The organism is Ideonella azotifigens, from assembly GCF_021043325.1.
In the GTDB taxonomy this organism is placed as follows: domain Bacteria; phylum Pseudomonadota; class Gammaproteobacteria; order Burkholderiales; family Burkholderiaceae_C; genus Ideonella; species Ideonella azotifigens.
Window position 1 is genome coordinate 64,994 of record NZ_JAJNKD010000016.1, and the last position, 17,287, is coordinate 82,280.

Here is a 17,287-nt window from a genome sequence, read left to right on the forward strand (position 1 = left end):
GGATGCAGCCCAAGCCCGCAGAACTCGACGCAAGGGCCACCGCGATTGGCGCCGGCCCGCTGCTGCAGGTGTCGGGCCTGGGCAAGCGATACGGCGCACTGCCCGTCTTCAGTGGCGTGTCTTTGCAGATCGCCGCGGGCGAGTTCGTGGCGCTGCGCGGCGAGTCCGGCGTGGGCAAGTCCACGCTGCTCAACTGCATCGCCGGCCTGGACCGCGCCGATGAAGGCAGCGTCAGCCTGGCGGGCCGGCCGGTGCACCAGCTGCCGGAGCCCGAACAGGCCCGGCTGCGGCGCGAGCTGCTGGGCTTTGTGTTCCAGGCCTTCCACGTGCTGCCTCACCTCAGCGTGGCAGACAACATCGGCCTGCCTTTGATGCTGCTGGGCCGGCCTGACCCGGCGCGGGTGCAGCAGATGCTGGATGATGTGGGCATGGCCGCTTTGGGCGGGCGCATGCCTTCGCAGCTGTCAGGCGGGCAGCTGCAGCGCGTGGCGATTGCGCGCGCGCTGGTGCACCGGCCGCCGCTGATCCTGGCCGACGAGCCCACCGGCAACCTGGACCCGGACACGGCCGCCCGCATCCTGGACCTGCTGCAGCAGCAGGTGCAGCGCGAAGGTGCGGCCTGCCTGCTGGTGACGCACTCGCACAGCGCCGCGGCGCGGGCCGACCGGGTGCTGCAGTTGCACGCCACCGGCATGCGTGATGCCGCCTGAGCGCGCGGCCGGCGGCGCTCGCCTGTGGCGCCTGAGCCTGGCGGAATGGCGCAGCCACCCGTGGCGGCAGCTCTCGGCCTTGCTCAGCGTGGCGCTGGGCGTGGCACTGGCCCTGTCGGTGCACCTGATCAATGAATCGGCGCTGGCGGAGTTTTCGTCGGCCGTGCACTCTGCCAATGGCGAGCCGGACCTGAGCCTGGTCGCCGGCCCCGGCGGCATGGACGAGGCCTGGCTGGACCGGCTGGCCGACCAGCCCGGCGTGCGCCTGGCGCACCCGCGCGTGGAGCTCAGCACCGAGGCCCTGGGGCTGAACGGCCAGGTGCACACGGTGCGGGTGGTGGGGCTGGATGCGCTGCAGGTCTACCCCGTGGCGCCGGAGCTGATGCCGCGGCCGGATGACGGCGCCGGCCGGCTGGCCGTGCTGGACCCGGCCCTGGGCTTTGCCAATGCCGCGCTGGTACAGGCCCTGGCCCCCGGCGCGCGCGACATTGCCTTGCTCGCCCAGGGCAAGCCGGTGCGCTGGCGCCTGGCTGGCCGGGTGGTGGCAGGCGGGGCGCCGTTGCTGGTCATGGACGTGGCTTCTGCCCAGCAGGCCTTTGGTTGGGGAGGACGCCTCTCCCGCATTGACCTGCGCTTGGCGCCGGGCACGGCGCCGCAGGCCCTGCGCAAGGCACTGGACGGCCAGTTGCCGCCCGGCAGCCACTGGGGCGAGGCGGACGACGACCGCCAGCGCGTGGCCAACCTGTCCCACGCCTACCGGGTCAACCTGACGGTGCTGGCGCTGGTGGCGCTGGTGGTGGGCGGCTTCCTGGTGTTTTCGGTGGTGTCCCTGGCCGTGGCGCAGCGCACGCCTGCGCTGGCGCTGCTGGGCGTGCTGGGCCTGGATGCCGCGGGCCGGCGCCGGCTGGTGCTGCAGGAATGCGCGGCGACGGGCTTGCTGGCCGGCCTGCTGGGCGTGGGCCTGGGCACCGGCATGGCGGCGCTGGCGCTGCGCTGGCTGGCGGGGGACCTGGGCGGCGGCTATTTTTCCGGCGGGGCGCCGCAGCTGCAGTTTTCCTGGCCCGCCGCCGCGGTGTGTGCCGGCCTCGGCCTGGTGGCGGCGCTGGTGGGCGGCGCATGGCCGGCGGCGCGCGCGGCCCGGCTGGCGCCTGCCCAGGCGCTCAAGGGCCTGGGCGGGCAGGACGGCGAGGCGCCGCCCGTCTGGCCCGGCTTGCTGCTGTTGCTGGCCGGGGCGGGCCTGGCGCTGCTGCCGCCGCTGGGCGACCTGCCGCTGGCCGCCTATGCCGCAGTGGCCGCCTGGCTGGTCGGCGGCATTGCGCTGGTGCCTGCGGTGGTGCGGGTGCTGCTGGGCGAGCGCAGCGCGCGGCCGGCGCGCCGCCCACTGTTGCTGCTGGCCCTGCAGCGGGCACGCCACCAGCGGGCCACTGCCACTGCCGCCGTGGCTGGCGTTGTGGCCAGCCTGGCACTCAGCGTGGCGCTGACGGTGATGGTGGCCAGCTTCCGTGATGCCGTCACCGAATGGCTGGAGACGGTGCTGCCGGCCGACCTGTATGTGCGCGCCAGCAGTGGCGGCAGCACCGGCTCGGCCAGTTTCCCTGACGGCCTGGTGGCCCGGGTGCAGGCCCTGCCCGGTGTGCAGCGGGTGGCGGCCGGCCGTGGCCTGCCGCTGTCGCTCAGCGCACGGCAGCCCGAGGTCTGGCTGCAGGCCCGCACGCTGGGCGAGGACCCGGCCCGCAGCCTGCCGCTGGTGGGCCTGGCGCTGCCCGCGCCGGCAGGCCAGGTGGGTGTGTTCGTCAGCGAAGCGGTGCCCACGCTGTACGGCGTGCAGCCTGGCCAACTGCTGGCGCTGCCGCTGCTGGACCGCGAGGGCCGCACGGTGAAGGTTTTCGTGCGCGGCGTGTTGCGCGACTACGCCCGCCAGTTCGGCAGCCTGGTGATGGCGCTGGACGACTACCAGCGGCTGACCGGCGACACCCGGCTCAATGACCTGGCCCTGTGGCTGGCGCCTGCCCAGGCGCAGCAGGCCGTGCGGGACCAGGTATCGGCGTTGGTGGCCGCGTTGGGCGGTGCGCCGCAGGCCCTGGGCTTTGCGAGCACGGTGCAGCTCAAGGCGGTGTCGCTGCAGATCTTCGACCGCAGCTTCGCGGTGACGCGCTACCTGCAGGCGGTGGCCATCGCCATCGGGCTGGCGGGCGTGGCGGCCAGCCTGTCGGCCCAGGTGCTGGCCCGGCGGCGCGAGTTCGGCCTGCTGGCGCACCTGGGGCTGACGCGTTCGCAGGTGCTGCGCCTGGTGTTGATGGAGACGCTGGGCTGGCTGGGCGCTGGCCTGGTGGTGGGCGTGGCGCTGGGGCTGGCGATCAGCGCGGTGCTGGTGTTCGTGGTGAACCCGCAGAGCTTCCACTGGACCATGCCGCTGCGGGTGCCGCTGGCCCAGGTGGGCGGCCTGGCGGCGGCGATGCTGGTGGCCGGCCTGGCCACCAGCGCCTGGGCGGCCCGGCATGCGCTCAGCGCCGATGCGGTGCGCGCGGTGAAGGAGGACTGGTGATGCAAGCCACTCGCTTGTGGAACCGCCGGCAAGGCTTGTTGGCGTTGCTGGCGCCGGCCTGGGCGGGCGCGGTCGCGGCTGCTTCGCCGGATGCCGCTGTTGACGAGGTGCGCCCTGACCGTGTGTTGCGCTTTCCGTCGGACCACGGCAGTCATCCGGGTGCGCGTACCGAGTGGTGGTACCTCACAGGCCATCTTGAAGCAGCAGGCACATTGCCCGCTCAGGGCAAGGCAGCGGCGCCGCGCTGGGGTTTCCAGATCACCTTCTTCCGCTCCCGCACCGGCCTGGCGGAACAGTTGCCCGGGCGACTCGCGCCGCGCCAGGTCCTGTTTGCCCACGCGGCACTGACTGATCTGGGCCAGCCAGGCCAGCCGGCGCGCCACCTGCACGACCAGCGCATGGTGCGCTGGAACGGCGAAGACACCGGCTCGCGCGCCCGTGCGGATCGGGGCGAGGCCCGGCTGCGCACGGCCGACTGGCAGCTGCAGCGCGACCCGGCGAGCGAGCGCTGGCAGGCGCAGCTGCCGGCCAAGGGCTTTGGCCTGGACCTGCAGCTGGCACCCACCCAGCCTGTGATGCTGCAGGGCGAGGCGGGGCATTCGCGCAAGGGCCCGCTGCCTGGCGAGGCCAGCCACTACTACAGCCTGCCGCAACTGGTGGTGCAGGGCGAGCTGCGCGTGGGGACGGGGCTGCATCCGGTGCAGGGCAGGGCCTGGATGGACCATGAATGGAGCAACGCCTACCTCGCGCCCGAGGCGGTCGGCTGGGACTGGGTGGGCTTCAACCTGGACGACGGCAGTGCGCTGATGCTGTTTCGCATGCGAGCGCGAGACGAGCAGGCCGCGCCGGTATGGGCCGGCGGCAGCTGGCGCGACCCGCAAGGCGGCCTGCGCACTTTCCAGCCCGGCGAATTGCGCTTCGAGCCCGGCCGCCGCTGGCGCAGCCCGGACTCCGGGGCCAGCTACCCGGTGCAATGGACGCTGCACACGCCCGTCGGCCGTTTCCAGGTCGAGGCCTTGCTGGACGCGCAGGAACTGGACAGCCGTGCCAGCACCGGCACCGTCTACTGGGAGGGGCTGTCCGTGCTGCGCGACGAGCAGGGCCGCCGGCTGGGCCTGGGTTACCTGGAGATGACGGGCCGTGCCGGCCGGCTGGCACTGTGAGCGTCAGGCCTTGGCGGCAGGCAGGTCGCTGCGGCGTTCGATGATGCGCGAGACCAGGCCATAGGTCTGCGCCTCATCGGCCGACATCCAGCGGTCGCGCTCGATGTCGAGCATCACCGTGTCCAGCGGCTGGCCGGTTTCGCGGGCGATCATGCGGGCGATGCGCTCGCGGGCCCGCACGATTTCCTTGGCCTGGATCGCGATGTCAGTCGCCTGGCCGCCGGCGCCGCCGCTGGGCTGGTGGATCAGGAAGCGCGTCTGCGGCAGGCAGAAGCGGCGCTCGCGCGGCACGGCCAGGTACAGGTGCGTGGCCGCGCTGCCCACCCAGCCGGTGCCGATCATGTTCACCGGCGCCGAGATGAAACGCACGATGTCGTGGATTGCATCACCCGACTCCAGGTGGCCGCCGGGCGACGAGACCAGCATGTCGATGGGCGCGTTGGATTCCGCGTCCAGCGCGATCAAACGCCGCACCGTGTCGGCCGCGCTGCTGTCGTTGATCTGGCCGAAGACCAGCACGGTGCGCGAGCGAAAGGCCTTTTCCTCCATGAAGGTGCTGCGTGGGTCGCCGGCCGCCGAGGCGGGCGTGGCGTTAGGATCGCTTTCCATGTGTTCCATCTGAACTCCTGTGTCGGACATGTCGGTGAAACGGATCAGCCGTCCGCCATGTGACACCCATGCCATGCAAAGCCTGTTGCCGCCCCATCCGCTGGCCTGCGATCCCGCGCTGCGCCGCCGCCTGACCTCGCTGGCCCGGCTCTGGCTGGGCAACCATGCGGATGCGGAGGACGTGGTGCAGGACGCCTACCTGCGCTCGCCGGTGCTGCCGCAGGGCGCGCAGGCCCAGCAGGCCTGGCTGTTGACGGTGGTGCGCAACCTGTGCACCGACCTGCAGCGCCATCACGGCATGGTGCGGCGCAAGCACGCAGAGGCGGGTCCCGCGTTGGCCGTGGCCGAGTCCGCTGAAGCCGAGGCATTGCTGGCGGACGAAGTGCGCGCTGCGCTGCGCCACGTGGCGCAGCACCTGGCCCCTGAAGACGCCGCCGCAGTGCTGCTGCACGAGGTGTTCGACTTCGAGCACGCCGAGATCGCCCGGCTGGCCGGCCGCGCCGAGGCGGCTTCGCGCCAGCGCCTGCACCGGGCGCTGCGCAAGCTGCGTGCTGCCGCGCCTGCCCACCCGCGTGACGATGCGGACTCGCCGCTGTTTGCACTGTGCTGGCATGCGCTGCAGCAGCACAGCCCGGCCGCGTTGATCGCCTTGCTGCGTCCGCCAACCTTGTCCTGCACCGCCGCCGGCGCCGCGCCGCAGGCGGGCGGTGGCAGCGGCATCCAGCCGACTGTGTTGCAGCTGCATGGCCGGCTGATGCTGGCGGTGCGGCTGGGCGGCGCGGCCGGCGGCCCGCTGCTGTGCCTGCTGCCGCTGGGGCCGTTGCAGGACTTGCACAACGAGCCGCATGCCAGCGCTTGACCGTTTGGCGGCTCTGCCCGCAAACTGAGCCCATGCCCAACCCGGTTTCGACCTTCGTCGCCACGTTCGCCATCGCCCGCCCGCCGCGTGCGATGCAGTCGTTCGCGCAGGCGGTCGTCGTCGTGTTCATGGCGCAGCTGCATGCCGTCATGCACCTGCTGCTGCCACCACACCCCCGGGCCCTGCGAAACCACTGAACACCGCTGAATTTCGCTCAACAGGCCCGCCACCCGCGGGCCTGTTGCTTTTTGGAAGCTCCCACCGGAGACCTGCATGAGCTTCGCTGCACCGACCTTGCCAGACGCCCCGCCCACCGCCAACGCCACTGCGGCCTGCACGCTGCGCCGGGCCCACCCTGACGATGCGCCCGCCTTCGTTCGCATGATGGAAACGCCCGAGGTCTTCGCGAATGTGCTGCAGGTGCCGTATCCGGACGAAGCCTTCTGGCGCAAGCGCCTGGAGGACCAGCAGCTCAAGCCTGGCAGCACCGACATCCATCTGGTCGCCCTGGTGGACGGCGAGCTGGTGGGCAGCGCAGGCCTGCACGCCGCGTCCTGGGCTGTGCGGCGGCGGCATGCGATGAGCCTGGGCATCACCGTGGCGCGGCAGTGGCATGGCCGCGGCATCGGCAGCGCGCTGATGGCCGCGCTGTGCCGGCATGCCGACGACTGGGCCGGCGTGCTGCGCCTGGAGCTGACGGTGTTTGCCGATAACGCGGCCGCGATCGCGCTCTATCGCAAGTTCGGTTTCGAGACCGAAGGCCTGCTGCGCGCCTATGCCTTGCGCGATGGCCAGTACGTGGACACCCTGAGCATGGCGCGGCTGCATCCCAGCCCGCCCCACTGGCCACGTCTGGCATGAGACACTGCCGGCCCCGATTCCGTTGACGAGAGAGGTCCCGCCTTGGCTGCGCCCCGCATGAGTACCGAACAAGAGATCGAAGCGCTGGATGCGCTGTGCCAGCGCATGGCGGGCTTCGAGGACAGCATCTCGCTGGAGTGGCTAGACGGCTACATGAGCGCGCTGGCGGCAGGCCCGCGGCGGCTGACGCTGCTGGACTGGCTGCCGGTGTTCGGCGAAGGCGTTTTCACCCGCACCTTTGCCGACCCGGCCGACGTGGAGGCCGCCCAGGAGGTCATCCAGGCCCGCTGGGACGTGCTGGCCAACCAGCTGGACCCGGAGCAGATCCTCGAAGATCCGGACGTGCTGCGCCTGGCGCCGCTGATGATCGAGCTCAGCGACGAGGACAAGGCCCAGCTGGTGGCTGACGGCCATGTCAAGGAAGACGAGCTGCACCTGCTGGAGCAGACCGGCGAGGTCTGGGCCATCGGCTTCATCGACGCGACACGCGACTTTCCGCAGGACTGGCCCGAGGCCGACCTGGAAACCGAGGAGGGCCAGCTGTTCGACGAATGCATGCTGCGCGTGGTTTCGCTGACGCTGGACCCGGAAGAGCTGAAGGAAGTCTTCGAGGAGCTCTACGAAGGCGAGGAGCTGACGCGCGACGAACTGATCCACGAGGCGCTGTATGCCGCGCAGGACATGCGCCTGTACTGGCTGGACCACGCGCCGAAGCCGCCGCAGCGCCGCGTGGGCGAACTGCCGGGCCGCAACGACCCGTGCCCTTGCGGCAGCGGCAAGAAGTTCAAGAAGTGCCACGGCGCGCAAGTCCAGTGATGGCCGAGGTGCGGCATGGCTGAAAGACAGGACCTCGCGGGCAAGCACATCGTGCTCGGCCTGTCAGGTGGCGTGGCCTGCTACAAGGCCGCGGAATTGACCCGTTCGCTGGTCAAGGCCGGTGCCACGGTGCAGGTGGTGATGACCGAGGCGGCTGAGGCCTTCATCACCGCAGTGACGATGCAGGCGCTGTCGAACCGGCCGGTCTACACCTCGCAGTGGGACGCGCGGCCAGGCAACAACATGGCGCACATCAATTTGACTCGTGAGCGCCCCCAGGGCCGGGCTGCGCCCAGCCCGCCCCCCGAGGGGGATCAGGAACCTTGGGGCGGCCCTGCGGTTCCTGAAGGCGCGGACGCCGTGCTGATCGCGCCGGCCAGCGCGGACTTCATCGCCAAGCTGGTGCAGGGCAGGGCGGACGACCTCTTGTCGCTGCTGTGCCTGGCGCGGCCGGCCGAGCGCGTGCCGCTGCTGGTGGCGCCGGCGATGAACCGCGAGATGTGGGCCCATCCAGCCACGCAGCGCAACGTGGCCCAGCTGCGGGCCGATGGCGCGTTGGTGCTGGGCCCGGCCGCTGGCGACCAGGCCTGCGGCGAGATCGGCGACGGGCGCATGCTGGAAGCGGACGAACTGCGCGATGAACTGATCGCTTCGTTCCAGCCCAAGCTGCTGGCCGGCAAGAAGCTGCTGATCACCGCGGGCCCGACCTTCGAGGCCATCGACCCGGTGCGTGGCATCACCAACCACTCCAGCGGCAAGATGGGCTTTGCGATCGCGCGAGCAGCACAGGAAGCTGGCGCGGAGGTCACCTTGATCGCCGGGCCGGTGCACCTGCCGACGCCGCCGCACGTGCGCCGCATCGACGTGCAAAGCGCGCAGCAGATGTTTGATGCGGTGCTGCCGCAGGCGCCGCTGCACGACGTGTTCGTCGCCACCGCGGCGGTGGCCGACTGGCGCCCGGCGGTGATGAACGAGCACAAGATCAAGAAGGACGGCAAGAAGCTCGCGCCCAGCTTCGAGCTGACCGAGAACCCCGACATCCTGGCCGCCGTCGCCAGCCTGCCGGACAAGCCCTGGTGCGTCGGTTTTGCAGCCGAAAGCCAGGACCTGCTGACGCATGCGCGCGAGAAGCTGCTGCGCAAGAACGTGCCGCTGATCGTCGGCAACCTCGGTCCGGCGACCTTTGGGCGCGACGACAACACGCTGGTGCTGGTGGACGCCGCGGGCCACCGCGAACTGCCCGCTGGCGACAAGCTGGCGCTGGCGCGCCAGCTGGTGGCCGAGATCGCCCGCCGCACGGCCGGCGTGTGACCCAATTCAGTGATCTCTTTGCAGTGAACATGACCCCCATCGAACTGAAGGTGCTGGACCCGCGTGCCGGTGAACAGCTGCCCGCGTACGCGACGCCCGGCAGTGCCGGCCTGGACCTGCGCGCCTGCCTGGACGCAGCCGTGACGCTGGCGCCCGGCGAAACCACGCTGATCCCCACCGGCCTGGCGATCCACATTGCCGATGCCGGACTCGCCGCGCTGATCCTGCCGCGCTCGGGCCTGGGCCACAAGCATGGCATCGTGCTGGGCAACCTGGTCGGCCTGATCGACTCGGACTACCAGGGCCAGTTGATGGTGAGCTGCTGGAACCGCGGCCAGGTCGCGTTCACGATCCAGCCGATGGAGCGCATTGCGCAACTGGTCATCGTGCCGGTGGTACAGGCGAGCTTTCGCGTCGTCGATTCATTCGATGCCAGCGACCGGGGCGCCGGCGGGTTCGGTTCGACCGGCGTGGCCTGAGAAGCTGATTCAGTGCAGTGAGGCGCCGGGCGGCGGGCCGCCCATGACGACCACCGGCGGCTCGACGCTGCCGGCTTCGGTTTCGGCGGCGGTCGCTTCGCGCACGTCGACCACCTTCAGTTCCAGGCGAAGCGCCATGCCGGCCAGCGGATGGTTGGCGTCCAGCACCACATGTTCCGGGTAGACCTCGGTCACGATGTAGGTCAGGTCCTGAGGCATGTCCGGCGTGGCAGCGCCTTCGGGCAGGCCATCGAACTGCATGCCGGGTTCAACCCCCTCCGGGAAAAGCTGGCGTGCTTCATAGCACAGCAGATCGGCGTTGTATTCGCCAAAGGCGTTTTCAGGTTCCAGGTGCAGGTGAGCTTCGAAGCCCGTTGTCTGGCCTTCCAGCGCTTCTTCCACCTTGGGCAGCAAATCGTCGCCGCCATAGAAAAATTCGACCGGGTCGCTGAGCTCGTCGATGAGCTGACCTTGGGCATCCGACAGGATCCAGGTCAGCGTCACCACGCAAGGTGAAGTGATGTCCATCGCGGAATGATCGCACAAGGCGAAGGGTCAAGCAGCGGACAATGCCGCCCCATGACCGTGGACCCCAATCTCTCCTTGCCGCTGCTGGGCGGCCTCTCGCCGGCGCAATTCATGCGCCGCCATTGGCAGAAAAAGCCTTACCTGATCCGCCAGGCCGTGCCCGGCGTGCAGCCGCCGCTGGCGCGTGCCGAGCTGTTCGATCTGGCCGGGCGCGACGATGTCGAATCCCGCCTGATCCGCCAGACCACCGCGGCAAAAAAAGCCGGCCCTGGCTGGCGCCTGCAGCACGGCCCGCTGACGCGGCGCCAACTGCCGAGCCCCAAGCAGGCCGGCTGGACGCTGCTGGTCCAGGGCCTGGACCTGCATGTGCCAGCTGCGCGCGATCTGCTGAGCCAGTTCCGCTTCGTGCCCGAGGCGCGGCTGGACGATTTGATGATCAGCTATGCCAGCGATGGCGGCGGTGTCGGCCCGCATGTCGACTCCTACGACGTGTTCCTGCTGCAGGTCAGCGGCAGCCGGCGCTGGCGCATCGGGCCGGTCAAGGACGACAGCCTGGTGCCGGGTGTTCCGGTCAAGCTGCTGGCGAATTTCGAGCCCCAGCAGGAATGGCTGCTGGAAGCTGGTGACATGCTGTACCTGCCGCCGCAATGGGCACATGACGGCGTGGCCGAAGGCGACGATTGCATGACCTGCTCGATCGGCTTTCGAACGCCCACGCCCACCGAGATGGCGCGCGACGTGCTGCAGCGCATGCTGGACGCGCTGGATGCGCCCGAGCGCGAACCGCGATACCGCGACCCCAGGCAGGAGGCCACCGCAACGCCTGGCCGCATTCCCGAGGCTTTGCAAAGCTTTGCGCAGCACGCGGTGATCGCCGCGCTGAACGATGCCTACAGCCTCAACAGCGCGCTGGGCGAGTCGCTCACCGAGCCGAAGGCGACCGTGTGGTTTGACGGTGGCGAGGCGCTGCAGCCTGGTGATGGGCTGGTGCTGGATGCACGTTCCCGCATGATGTACGACGATCGCCAGGTGTTCCTGAACGGCGAATCCTTCCGCGCGGGTGGGCGCGATGCCAAGCTGATGCACCAGCTTGCAGATCAGCGCGCGCTGTCACCGCGCGAGGTGGCCAGGCTCAGCGAAGAGGCACTGACGCTGGTGCAGGATTGGGCCGAAAGCGGCTGGGTGCGTGCGGCGCCACGCCAAATCGGTGTGCGTGCCCCGAAATGATGCGTGACGGCAACGTTTCGCGCCCGCGCGTCGGCAGCCCAAGGTTTTTCTTGATAGGGAAGGCCCCTAGTGGCGGGTGTTGCACCGGTATAATCAAGAGCTAGGTACAGGAACGTGTCCACAGGAGCAGGGCGTACGCATGTAGATGCATGACGTGTACTCTCCCAGCGTTTTTGGCCTTTCGCGAGGAGGAGGCGCGCGTGAACAAGCGGGCTTCCAGAATTACCGGTAATTTTGTTCGACCCCTTTTGTTTTCGAGGACATTCATGAACAAGTCGCTCCTGCTGGCTTCCCTGATCGCCGTTGCCGCCCTGGCTGCTTGCAGCAAGAAGGAAGAAGCTCCTGTTGCTCCGGCTCCCGCTGTCGAAGCTTCGGCTCCGGCTGCTGCCCCGGTTGCACCCGCTTCGGAAGCTGCTTCGGACGCCATGGCGCCCGCATCGGCTGCTTCGAACTGAGCTGCCGAGTCGCCTTTCTGGCGACTGGAAAAAAGCCACCCTCGGGTGGCTTTTTTCATGCCTGAACCAGTTTCGTGCCACGCTGCTGAATCCCGTCCCGCGGGCGGTGGCGGTATCTTGTGAAACCGACATGAAACTCTTGAGCCGCCAGGCCAGCGCGGCCGAAGAATAGGCACGCGGTTTGCCTGTTGGCCTTTCGGCACCTGTTGCCTAACTGTCGCTGCAGGCATGGAAAAGGGCCCCGCAGGGCCCTCGATATTCGACAGCCGTTACCCGGCGTGCGGCATCAATACTTCAGCTCTTCGACCAGCAAGGTGACGATGCGCTGCGCATTCGCGCCGTTGTCCGGCTCGCCGGCAGGAGTCAGCACATTGACGCGGGTGGCGTTGGCGCCATCGGCCTTGACCATGATGCGGTAGCGGCCCAGCGCTTTTTCGGCCGGGTCTTTTGCACCGAACCAGCGCATCAGGAAGTTCGGGCCGTCCTTGGAGGCTTCGTTCGGGTCCACGTAGCGCACGGCGTACGAGCCCAGCGTGCGGTCACGTTCCTCGACCGTGAAGCCGCTGCGGTCCAGCGCCAGGCCGACCCGGCGCCAGGCGCGTTCCAGTCCATCGTCCAGTTGCATGGTGGCAGAGGGTTCGCCGCTGATCACGCGGGCCTTTGTGGGCCGGCTGTTGGCACTGCCGCCGGCGGCGGGCGTGGTGCCGGCCTTGCCGGCATCCGCGGTGGTGGTTGCGGCCTTGCCACCCATGGACAGCATCATGCGCGACAGCATCTCGGCCTCGAGGTCGTGGTCGGTGGGGCGGTTGGTCCAGATCGTGCCGCTGTCGCGGTCACGGCCGCTGTAGACCTCTTCCAGGCCGCGGTGGCTCAGGTAGACCTCACTGCCGCCGCTTGCGGTGCGCTCGATGCGGATGCGGAACTTGTCCCGCTCGCCGGTCGAGTAGAGGCTCTCGAAGACCTTGCCGAGGCTTTCCCGGATGATGTCCTGCGGCAGCTTGGCGCGGTTCTCGTTCCACTCGGTCTCCATCACGCCCGCTGCAGCGTCCTCCTTGGACAACTGCAGCCCGCTGTTGAGCAGGAACTCGCGCACCTGCGGCCAGACCTGTTCCGGGCTGCGGCTGGTGACCAGCCAACGCTGCTCGCCGGCACGCTCGATGCGCATGTCGCCGGCCTGGCTCAGCGCCACCGTGGGTGCGCCCGAAGCCGCAGCGGCAGCCGGCTTTGCGCCGCCTGCCAGCTCAGAGGCCGAGATGCTGCCGTTTTGCGGCGTGTAGCGGCCGTCGCGTGCCAGCGGCGTGAGGTCCGGCGGCACCTCCAGCGGCGTCGTTTTGCGAGCCTGGCTGCGGTAGTCGATCTTGTCGTCGGGCAACACGCTGCTGAGCATGCCGCAACCGGCCAGACTGGCGGCGATCAGGGCAAAAACGGCGCCACGGACGGCCGTGATCGCGAAGGCTTTATTCACTTGGGACATCTCCGGTCGGCGGTCAGAAACAAGACCGCCGCTTGGCTGGAACGAGGGCCGGCCGCCAAAAGCGGCTGCAGCCAGATCGGCCGCGATTCTGGCTCAAACTTGAAAGGTGCTCAGATCAGGCCGCATTCGCGCAGCGCGGCACCGACCTGGGCCTGGCCGGCAGCAGTCAATTCGACCAGCGGCAGGCGCAGGAAATTCTGGCAGCGGCCCATCTGTGACAGCGCCCACTTGGCCGGCGCAGGACTGGCTTCGCAGAACAGCTGGCGGTGCAGCGACAGCAGGCTGAAATGGATTTCGCGGGCGGCGGCGGCGTCACCTGCCATCGCGGCTTTGCACAGCTGCTGCATGCGGCGCGGTGCAACATTGGCGGTGACGCTGACGTTGCCATGGCCGCCCAGCAGCATCAGCGCGACCGCGGTGCCGTCGTCACCCGAATAGATCGAAAAACCCTTGGGCGCGTGCTTGATCAGCCAGGCCGCGCGCTCGATGTTGCCGGTTGCTTCCTTGATGCCGAAGATGCCGGGCACTTCGGCTAGCCGCAGCACGGTGTCGTGCTGCATGTCTGCCACGGTGCGGCCGGGCACGTTGTACAGCATCACCGGCAGGTCGACCGACTCGGCGATCGCCTTGAAGTGCCGGTAGATGCCTTCCTGCGAAGGCTTGTTGTAGTAGGGCACGACCTGCAGCGTGCAGTCGGCGCCCACCTCTTTCGCATAGCGCGTGAGGTTGATGGCCTCGGCGGTGCTGTTGGCACCGGCGCCGGCCATGATGGGCACGCGACCTTTGGCGTGTTCGACCGCCACGCGGATGATCTCGCAGTGCTCGTCCACGGTCACGGTGGCGGATTCACCGGTGGTGCCGACGACGGCAATGCAGTCCGTGCCTTCGGCAATGTGCCAGTCGATCAGCGCGCGCAGCGCCGGGTAGTCGACGCTGCCATCTTCGTGCATCGGCGTCACCAGGGCGACGATGCTGCCAACAATCGGTGTCATCAGGATTCCTTGCAGAGCGGCTGATTTTAGCCTTGTGACAGCGGCCATTCCGGCAGCGAATTGCGCTGCGCGTCATGACGGTCCGCCGCCGCAGCGGGCCGGCGCGCCGCGACGCGCTGCACGAATCGCGCGGGCGCCGCCAACAGGCCTTGCTCGAAGCCCTGCACCTGCCAGCCGGCGCAGCGCTGCAGCAGTTCGCCGGGCTGCAGCAGGAATTCCGCGCGGGCAGGGCGACCGATGGTCTCCTGGCCGGCGGTAAAAGTTTCGTAAAGCAGCAGGCCGCCGGGCGCCACCGTGTCCAGCAACGCGTCAAAACGAGGCCGCCAAAGGTAGTTCGTGACGACGACCAGATCGAAGCAGCGACCTGCCAGCGGCCAGGTCTGTTCTTCCAGCTCGGCCTGCACCACTTCGATGCCGGCCACGCCCGCCAGCGAGTGCAGCGCCTCGGCATCCCGGTCCACCGCGGTGACCGCATGACCGCGCGCCGCCCACCAGCGCGCGTGCCGGCCGCGACCGCAGGCGAGGTCCAGCACGCTGGCACCTGCCGGCACGCAGGGCGCCCAGCGCGTGACCCAGCTCGAAGGCGCGCCTGCGCCATGCATCAACACCGGCTCAGACACAGTTCCAGACCTGGGTGGCCAGGTCGAGCATCAGGGCGGGGTTGCGGTATGCGGCAAACGTCAGCAGCAGGACCAGCAGCGCTGCGGTCCAGCCGAGCAGGCGCCGGGTGTTGCGGGTCATGGCGCGACCGCTTGCGGCCTCTGCACCCGCAGGATGGGGCCCTCGCGCACCGGCAGGTTGGCCAGCGCCGCCATCACGCCCAGCGCCACGGCCAGCCACCACACGACGTCGTAGCTGCCGGTCTGGTCATACAGCCTGCCGCCCAGCCACACGCCCAGGAAGGAGCCGATCTGGTGGCTGAAGAACACCAGCCCGCCCAGCATCGACATGTACTGCACGCCGAAGATCTGGGCCACGACCGCGTTGGTCGGCGGCACGGTGGACAGCCACAGGAAGCCGATCACGCTGGCGAAGACATACACGCTCATCGGCGACACCGGCACCAGCAGGAAGATGACGATGGTGATCGAGCGCAGGAAATAGATGGCCGCCAGGATGTGGCGCTTGGCCAGGCGCTGGCCCAGCACGCCGGCGGTGTAGGTGCCAAAGACATTGAACAGGCCGATCAAGGCCAGCGCGGTGGTGGCGACCTGCGGGTCCAGGCCTTTGTCGCGCAGGTAGCTGGGCATGTGCACGCCGATGAACACGACCTGGAAGCCGCAGACGAAATACCCGGCCATCAACCACCGGAAGCTCGGGTAGGCCATGGCCTCGCGCAGCGCGGCGCCAATGCTTTGCTGGTGGCCGGTGGGCGCGGCCGCCTTCGGTTCCTTCAGTCCCCACGCCAGCGGCGCGATGGCGAGCGCTGCGCAGCCCAGCATGAACAGCGCGTTCTGCCAGCCCCAGTGGCCGATCAGCCAGCTTTCCACCGGCACCATCAGGAACTGGCCGAACGAGCCGGCCGCCGCGGCAACGCCCATCGCCCAGGAGCGCTTCTCGGGTGCGATGTTGCGGCCGATCACGCCGTAGACCACCGCGTAGGTGGTGCCGGACTGGGCCATGCCCAGCAGCAGCCCGGCGCTGCCGGTGAAGGCCAGCCCCGAGGTGGACAGTGCCATCAGCACTAGGCCCAGCGCGTACAGCCCGGCGCCGACGATCAGCACCCGGTACGCGCCGAAGCGGTCTGCCAGCATCCCGGCAAACGGGCCGGCCACGCCCCAGGCGATGTTCTGGATCGCCAGCGCAAAGGCGAAAGTCTCGCGGGTCCAGCCGCGCTCCATCGTGATCGGCGCCAGCCACAGGCCAAAGCCGTGGCGAATGCCCATCGACAGCGTGACGATGGCCGCGCCGCAAACCAGGACCTGGGTCATGGACAGGGTGGGCGAGGAAGGCTTGGCGGCGGGCACGGCAGACATTCGGGCACTTTAGCGGAGCGTGGCTTTCCGCACCTCCGGCCTTACCGCATATGGCTCGGTCACCATGGGGGGTGACGGTCGGTCCGATGGCGTATAACATATCAATATGTGATGAGGATCGCCATGCACTTCAACATCTACCTCGACGATGAAACCGGCCAGCGACTGACAGCCGCAGCCAAAGTGCGCGGCGAGAATCGCAATGCCGTGATTCGTCAAGCTGTGCAGGAATGGTTGCGGCGTGAGGGCCGGCCCGAGTGGCCGGCTGTGGTGCTGTCCCACATGGGCGACCCCGACATGCCCCCGTTCGAAGCCGCGCGGGATCAACTGCTGCCACCGGCTGCCGATCCGCTGGCATGAAGTTCCTGCTCGACACCTGCACGGTCAGCGATTTCGTCAAGGGCGAGCCAGGCGTGCTGGCGCGCATCAAGGCGACGACCCCCGACCTGCTTTGTGCCTCCGTCGTCACACGCATGGAGATCGAGTACGGCTTGCTGCTGAATCCCGCGCGGGCCAGGAAGCTCTTGCCCGTGATCGACGCGTTTCTCGCATCGATCACGATCCTGCCCTTCGAGGACGCGGATGCCGTCGCAGCCGCGGCGGTTCGCGCCGCATTGCACCAGCGCGGCCAGCCGATTGGTGCCTACGATCTCCAGATCGCGGGCTGCGGCCTGGCGCGAGGCCTGGTGGTGGTGACCGCCAATGAAGGGGAGTTTCGGCGGGTCAGCGGGCTGCATGTCGAAAACTGGCGGCAGGCCTGAGGTTCATGACCGTTGGCCGAGGGGCGTTCTCCGCGCCTCGGGTATGGTGCCGGCATGTCTGATGTCTCTACGCTCACCACTGAGGTCACCAGCCTGGCGACCTGCCTGCACCACGTCGCGCTGATCGCCTCCGACTACGCGCGTTCCAAGGACTTCTACACCCGTGTGCTGGGCTTGCGCGTGGTGCACGAGTTCTGGCGGGCCGAGCGACAGAGCTGGAAGCTGGACCTGGCGCTGCCGGACGGCAGCCAGCTGGAACTGTTTTCCTTCCCCGGCTCGCCGCCGCGGCCCTCGCGACCCGAGGCCTGCGGGCTGCGCCACCTGGCGCTGGTAGTAGACGACATCGACGCCGCACGCGCGCGCCTGCTGGCCGAGGGTGTCGATTCGCTGGAGCCGGTTCGCATCGACGAATTCACCGCCGCCCGTTTCTGCTTTTTTGCCGACCCGGACGGCCTGCCGATCGAACTGGTCGAGCCCGCGCCAGCACGGGCCGGCTGAGTCCGACCAGCCCTTCCTACAAT

Annotated in this window: 21 protein-coding genes; 14 read left to right on the forward strand and 7 right to left on the reverse strand. The window is 69.1% G+C overall.

Going from position 1 to position 17,287, the window contains the following annotated elements; genetic code table 11:
- Window positions 1–2: 2 nt before the first annotated feature.
- Genes LRH25_RS25540 through LRH25_RS25550 form a run of 3 tightly spaced genes read left to right on the forward strand, consistent with a single transcriptional unit; the run spans window position 3 to window position 4,418 of the window.
- Window positions 3–710 carry an ABC transporter ATP-binding protein gene (locus LRH25_RS25540; protein ID WP_231012794.1) on the forward strand — a complete coding sequence of 236 codons (708 nt, stop codon included), beginning with the start codon at window positions 3–5 and terminating at the stop codon, window positions 708–710.
- Window positions 700–3,255 (forward strand): ABC transporter permease, encoded by a 2,556-nt coding sequence (locus tag LRH25_RS25545; RefSeq protein ID WP_231012795.1) that lies wholly within the window; start codon window positions 700–702, stop codon window positions 3,253–3,255. The genes LRH25_RS25540 and LRH25_RS25545 overlap by 11 nt, the downstream gene beginning before the upstream one ends.
- On the forward strand, window positions 3,255–4,418 hold the full coding sequence (locus LRH25_RS25550; RefSeq protein ID WP_231012796.1) for a lipocalin-like domain-containing protein: 1,164 nt from the start codon (window positions 3,255–3,257) through the stop codon (window positions 4,416–4,418). Before LRH25_RS25545 ends, LRH25_RS25550 begins: the two co-directional genes overlap by 1 nt.
- Window positions 4,419–4,421: 3 nt before the next feature.
- Here the strand turns inward: LRH25_RS25550 and LRH25_RS25555 are convergent, their stop codons facing one another.
- A complete protein-coding gene (locus LRH25_RS25555; RefSeq protein WP_141291829.1) occupies window positions 4,422–5,027 on the reverse strand; it encodes an ATP-dependent Clp protease proteolytic subunit in 606 nt (201 codons plus the stop codon).
- Between the two features lie 73 nt (window positions 5,028–5,100).
- On the opposite strand from LRH25_RS25555, the gene LRH25_RS25560 reads away from it, so the two are divergent.
- The 6 genes from LRH25_RS25560 to dut all read left to right on the forward strand — a co-directional run bounded on the left by LRH25_RS25560 (window position 5,101) and on the right by dut (window position 9,353).
- Window positions 5,101–5,886 carry an RNA polymerase sigma factor gene (locus LRH25_RS25560; RefSeq protein ID WP_231012797.1) on the forward strand — a complete coding sequence of 262 codons (786 nt, stop codon included), beginning with the start codon at window positions 5,101–5,103 and terminating at the stop codon, window positions 5,884–5,886.
- 32 nt (window positions 5,887–5,918) lie between these two features.
- The gene (locus LRH25_RS25565) at window positions 5,919–6,083 is read left to right on the forward strand and encodes a hypothetical protein (protein WP_170201140.1); all 165 of its coding nucleotides are present in this window, start codon (window positions 5,919–5,921) and stop codon (window positions 6,081–6,083) included.
- A gap of 76 nt (window positions 6,084–6,159) precedes the next feature.
- Complete coding sequence (locus tag LRH25_RS25570; protein ID WP_141291334.1) at window positions 6,160–6,747, forward strand: GNAT family N-acetyltransferase; 588 nt, start codon at window positions 6,160–6,162, stop codon at window positions 6,745–6,747.
- A 57-nt stretch (window positions 6,748–6,804) separates the two neighbouring features.
- Window positions 6,805–7,563 carry a UPF0149 family protein gene (locus LRH25_RS25575; RefSeq protein ID WP_141291336.1) on the forward strand — a complete coding sequence of 253 codons (759 nt, stop codon included), beginning with the start codon at window positions 6,805–6,807 and terminating at the stop codon, window positions 7,561–7,563.
- Window positions 7,564–7,578: 15 nt separating this feature from the next.
- A complete protein-coding gene (gene coaBC, locus LRH25_RS25580) occupies window positions 7,579–8,874 on the forward strand; it encodes a bifunctional phosphopantothenoylcysteine decarboxylase/phosphopantothenate--cysteine ligase CoaBC (protein WP_231012798.1) in 1,296 nt (431 codons plus the stop codon).
- A gap of 29 nt (window positions 8,875–8,903) precedes the next feature.
- On the forward strand, window positions 8,904–9,353 hold the full coding sequence (dut, locus tag LRH25_RS25585; protein ID WP_141288853.1) for a dUTP diphosphatase: 450 nt from the start codon (window positions 8,904–8,906) through the stop codon (window positions 9,351–9,353).
- Between the two features lie 9 nt (window positions 9,354–9,362).
- Here the strand turns inward: dut and LRH25_RS25590 are convergent, their stop codons facing one another.
- Entirely contained in the window at window positions 9,363–9,881 is a 519-nt protein-coding gene (locus LRH25_RS25590; RefSeq protein ID WP_141288855.1) for an FKBP-type peptidyl-prolyl cis-trans isomerase, read from the reverse strand.
- A gap of 57 nt (window positions 9,882–9,938) precedes the next feature.
- On the opposite strand from LRH25_RS25590, the gene LRH25_RS25595 reads away from it, so the two are divergent.
- Entirely contained in the window at window positions 9,939–11,108 is a 1,170-nt protein-coding gene (locus tag LRH25_RS25595) for a JmjC domain-containing protein (protein ID WP_375140592.1), read from the forward strand.
- Between the two features lie 200 nt (window positions 11,109–11,308).
- Window positions 11,309–11,563 carry a hypothetical protein gene (locus LRH25_RS25600; RefSeq protein ID WP_231012799.1) on the forward strand — a complete coding sequence of 85 codons (255 nt, stop codon included), beginning with the start codon at window positions 11,309–11,311 and terminating at the stop codon, window positions 11,561–11,563.
- 286 nt (window positions 11,564–11,849) lie between these two features.
- On the opposite strand, the gene bamC is transcribed toward LRH25_RS25600, so the two are convergent.
- The 5 genes from bamC to LRH25_RS25620 all read right to left on the reverse strand — a co-directional run bounded on the left by bamC (window position 11,850) and on the right by LRH25_RS25620 (window position 16,005).
- Window positions 11,850–13,037, reverse strand: a complete 1,188-nt coding sequence (gene bamC / locus LRH25_RS25605; RefSeq protein WP_141288859.1) for an NlpB/DapX family lipoprotein — start codon at window positions 13,035–13,037, stop codon at window positions 11,850–11,852.
- Between the two features lie 110 nt (window positions 13,038–13,147).
- Entirely contained in the window at window positions 13,148–14,029 is an 882-nt protein-coding gene (dapA, locus tag LRH25_RS25610; protein WP_141288861.1) for a 4-hydroxy-tetrahydrodipicolinate synthase, read from the reverse strand.
- Window positions 14,030–14,055: 26 nt separating this feature from the next.
- Window positions 14,056–14,649 carry a class I SAM-dependent methyltransferase gene (locus LRH25_RS25615; protein ID WP_231012800.1) on the reverse strand — a complete coding sequence of 198 codons (594 nt, stop codon included), beginning with the start codon at window positions 14,647–14,649 and terminating at the stop codon, window positions 14,056–14,058.
- Window positions 14,642–14,770, reverse strand: coding sequence for a hypothetical protein (locus LRH25_RS32870; RefSeq protein WP_259374150.1), 129 nt, complete (start codon window positions 14,768–14,770; stop codon window positions 14,642–14,644). The genes LRH25_RS25615 and LRH25_RS32870 overlap by 8 nt, the downstream gene beginning before the upstream one ends.
- Window positions 14,767–16,005: an MFS transporter gene (locus LRH25_RS25620; protein ID WP_141286232.1), complete on the reverse strand. Its 1,239-nt coding sequence runs from the start codon at window positions 16,003–16,005 to the stop codon at window positions 14,767–14,769. The genes LRH25_RS32870 and LRH25_RS25620 overlap by 4 nt, the downstream gene beginning before the upstream one ends.
- 123 nt (window positions 16,006–16,128) lie before the next feature.
- Between LRH25_RS25620 and LRH25_RS25625 the strand changes: the two genes are divergently transcribed.
- From LRH25_RS25625 to gloA2, 3 genes are read left to right on the forward strand one after another with little or no spacing between them, the layout of a single operon-like run.
- Entirely contained in the window at window positions 16,129–16,365 is a 237-nt protein-coding gene (locus LRH25_RS25625; protein ID WP_170200775.1) for a ribbon-helix-helix domain-containing protein, read from the forward strand.
- Window positions 16,362–16,766, forward strand: coding sequence for a type II toxin-antitoxin system VapC family toxin (locus LRH25_RS25630; protein WP_141286228.1), 405 nt, complete (start codon window positions 16,362–16,364; stop codon window positions 16,764–16,766). Before LRH25_RS25625 ends, LRH25_RS25630 begins: the two co-directional genes overlap by 4 nt.
- 54 nt (window positions 16,767–16,820) lie before the next feature.
- Window positions 16,821–17,264, forward strand: coding sequence for an SMU1112c/YaeR family gloxylase I-like metalloprotein (gene gloA2, locus LRH25_RS25635; protein ID WP_141286226.1), 444 nt, complete (start codon window positions 16,821–16,823; stop codon window positions 17,262–17,264).
- Window positions 17,265–17,287: the final 23 nt, after the last annotated feature.

Coding starts and splice junctions, on each gene's coding strand:
- LRH25_RS25570 (WP_141291334.1), top strand. CDS start 6,160: ATGAGCTTCGCTGCACCGACCTTGCCAGACGCCCCGCCCACCGCCAAC.
- dapA (WP_141288861.1), bottom strand. CDS start 14,029: ATGACACCGATTGTTGGCAGCATCGTCGCCCTGGTGACGCCGATGCAC.
- LRH25_RS25575 (WP_141291336.1), top strand. CDS start 6,805: ATGAGTACCGAACAAGAGATCGAAGCGCTGGATGCGCTGTGCCAGCGC.
- LRH25_RS25560 (WP_231012797.1), top strand. CDS start 5,101: ATGCAAAGCCTGTTGCCGCCCCATCCGCTGGCCTGCGATCCCGCGCTG.
- LRH25_RS25550 (WP_231012796.1), top strand. CDS start 3,255: ATGCAAGCCACTCGCTTGTGGAACCGCCGGCAAGGCTTGTTGGCGTTG.
- bamC (WP_141288859.1), bottom strand. CDS start 13,037: ATGTCCCAAGTGAATAAAGCCTTCGCGATCACGGCCGTCCGTGGCGCC.
- LRH25_RS25630 (WP_141286228.1), top strand. CDS start 16,362: ATGAAGTTCCTGCTCGACACCTGCACGGTCAGCGATTTCGTCAAGGGC.
- LRH25_RS25545 (WP_231012795.1), top strand. CDS start 700: ATGCCGCCTGAGCGCGCGGCCGGCGGCGCTCGCCTGTGGCGCCTGAGC.
- coaBC (WP_231012798.1), top strand. CDS start 7,579: ATGGCTGAAAGACAGGACCTCGCGGGCAAGCACATCGTGCTCGGCCTG.
- LRH25_RS25565 (WP_170201140.1), top strand. CDS start 5,919: ATGCCCAACCCGGTTTCGACCTTCGTCGCCACGTTCGCCATCGCCCGC.
- LRH25_RS25590 (WP_141288855.1), bottom strand. CDS start 9,881: ATGGACATCACTTCACCTTGCGTGGTGACGCTGACCTGGATCCTGTCG.
- gloA2 (WP_141286226.1), top strand. CDS start 16,821: ATGTCTGATGTCTCTACGCTCACCACTGAGGTCACCAGCCTGGCGACC.
- LRH25_RS25625 (WP_170200775.1), top strand. CDS start 16,129: ATGCACTTCAACATCTACCTCGACGATGAAACCGGCCAGCGACTGACA.
- LRH25_RS25620 (WP_141286232.1), bottom strand. CDS start 16,005: ATGTCTGCCGTGCCCGCCGCCAAGCCTTCCTCGCCCACCCTGTCCATG.
- LRH25_RS25555 (WP_141291829.1), bottom strand. CDS start 5,027: ATGGAAAGCGATCCTAACGCCACGCCCGCCTCGGCGGCCGGCGACCCA.
- dut (WP_141288853.1), top strand. CDS start 8,904: ATGACCCCCATCGAACTGAAGGTGCTGGACCCGCGTGCCGGTGAACAG.
- LRH25_RS25540 (WP_231012794.1), top strand. CDS start 3: ATGCAGCCCAAGCCCGCAGAACTCGACGCAAGGGCCACCGCGATTGGC.
- LRH25_RS32870 (WP_259374150.1), bottom strand. CDS start 14,770: ATGACCCGCAACACCCGGCGCCTGCTCGGCTGGACCGCAGCGCTGCTG.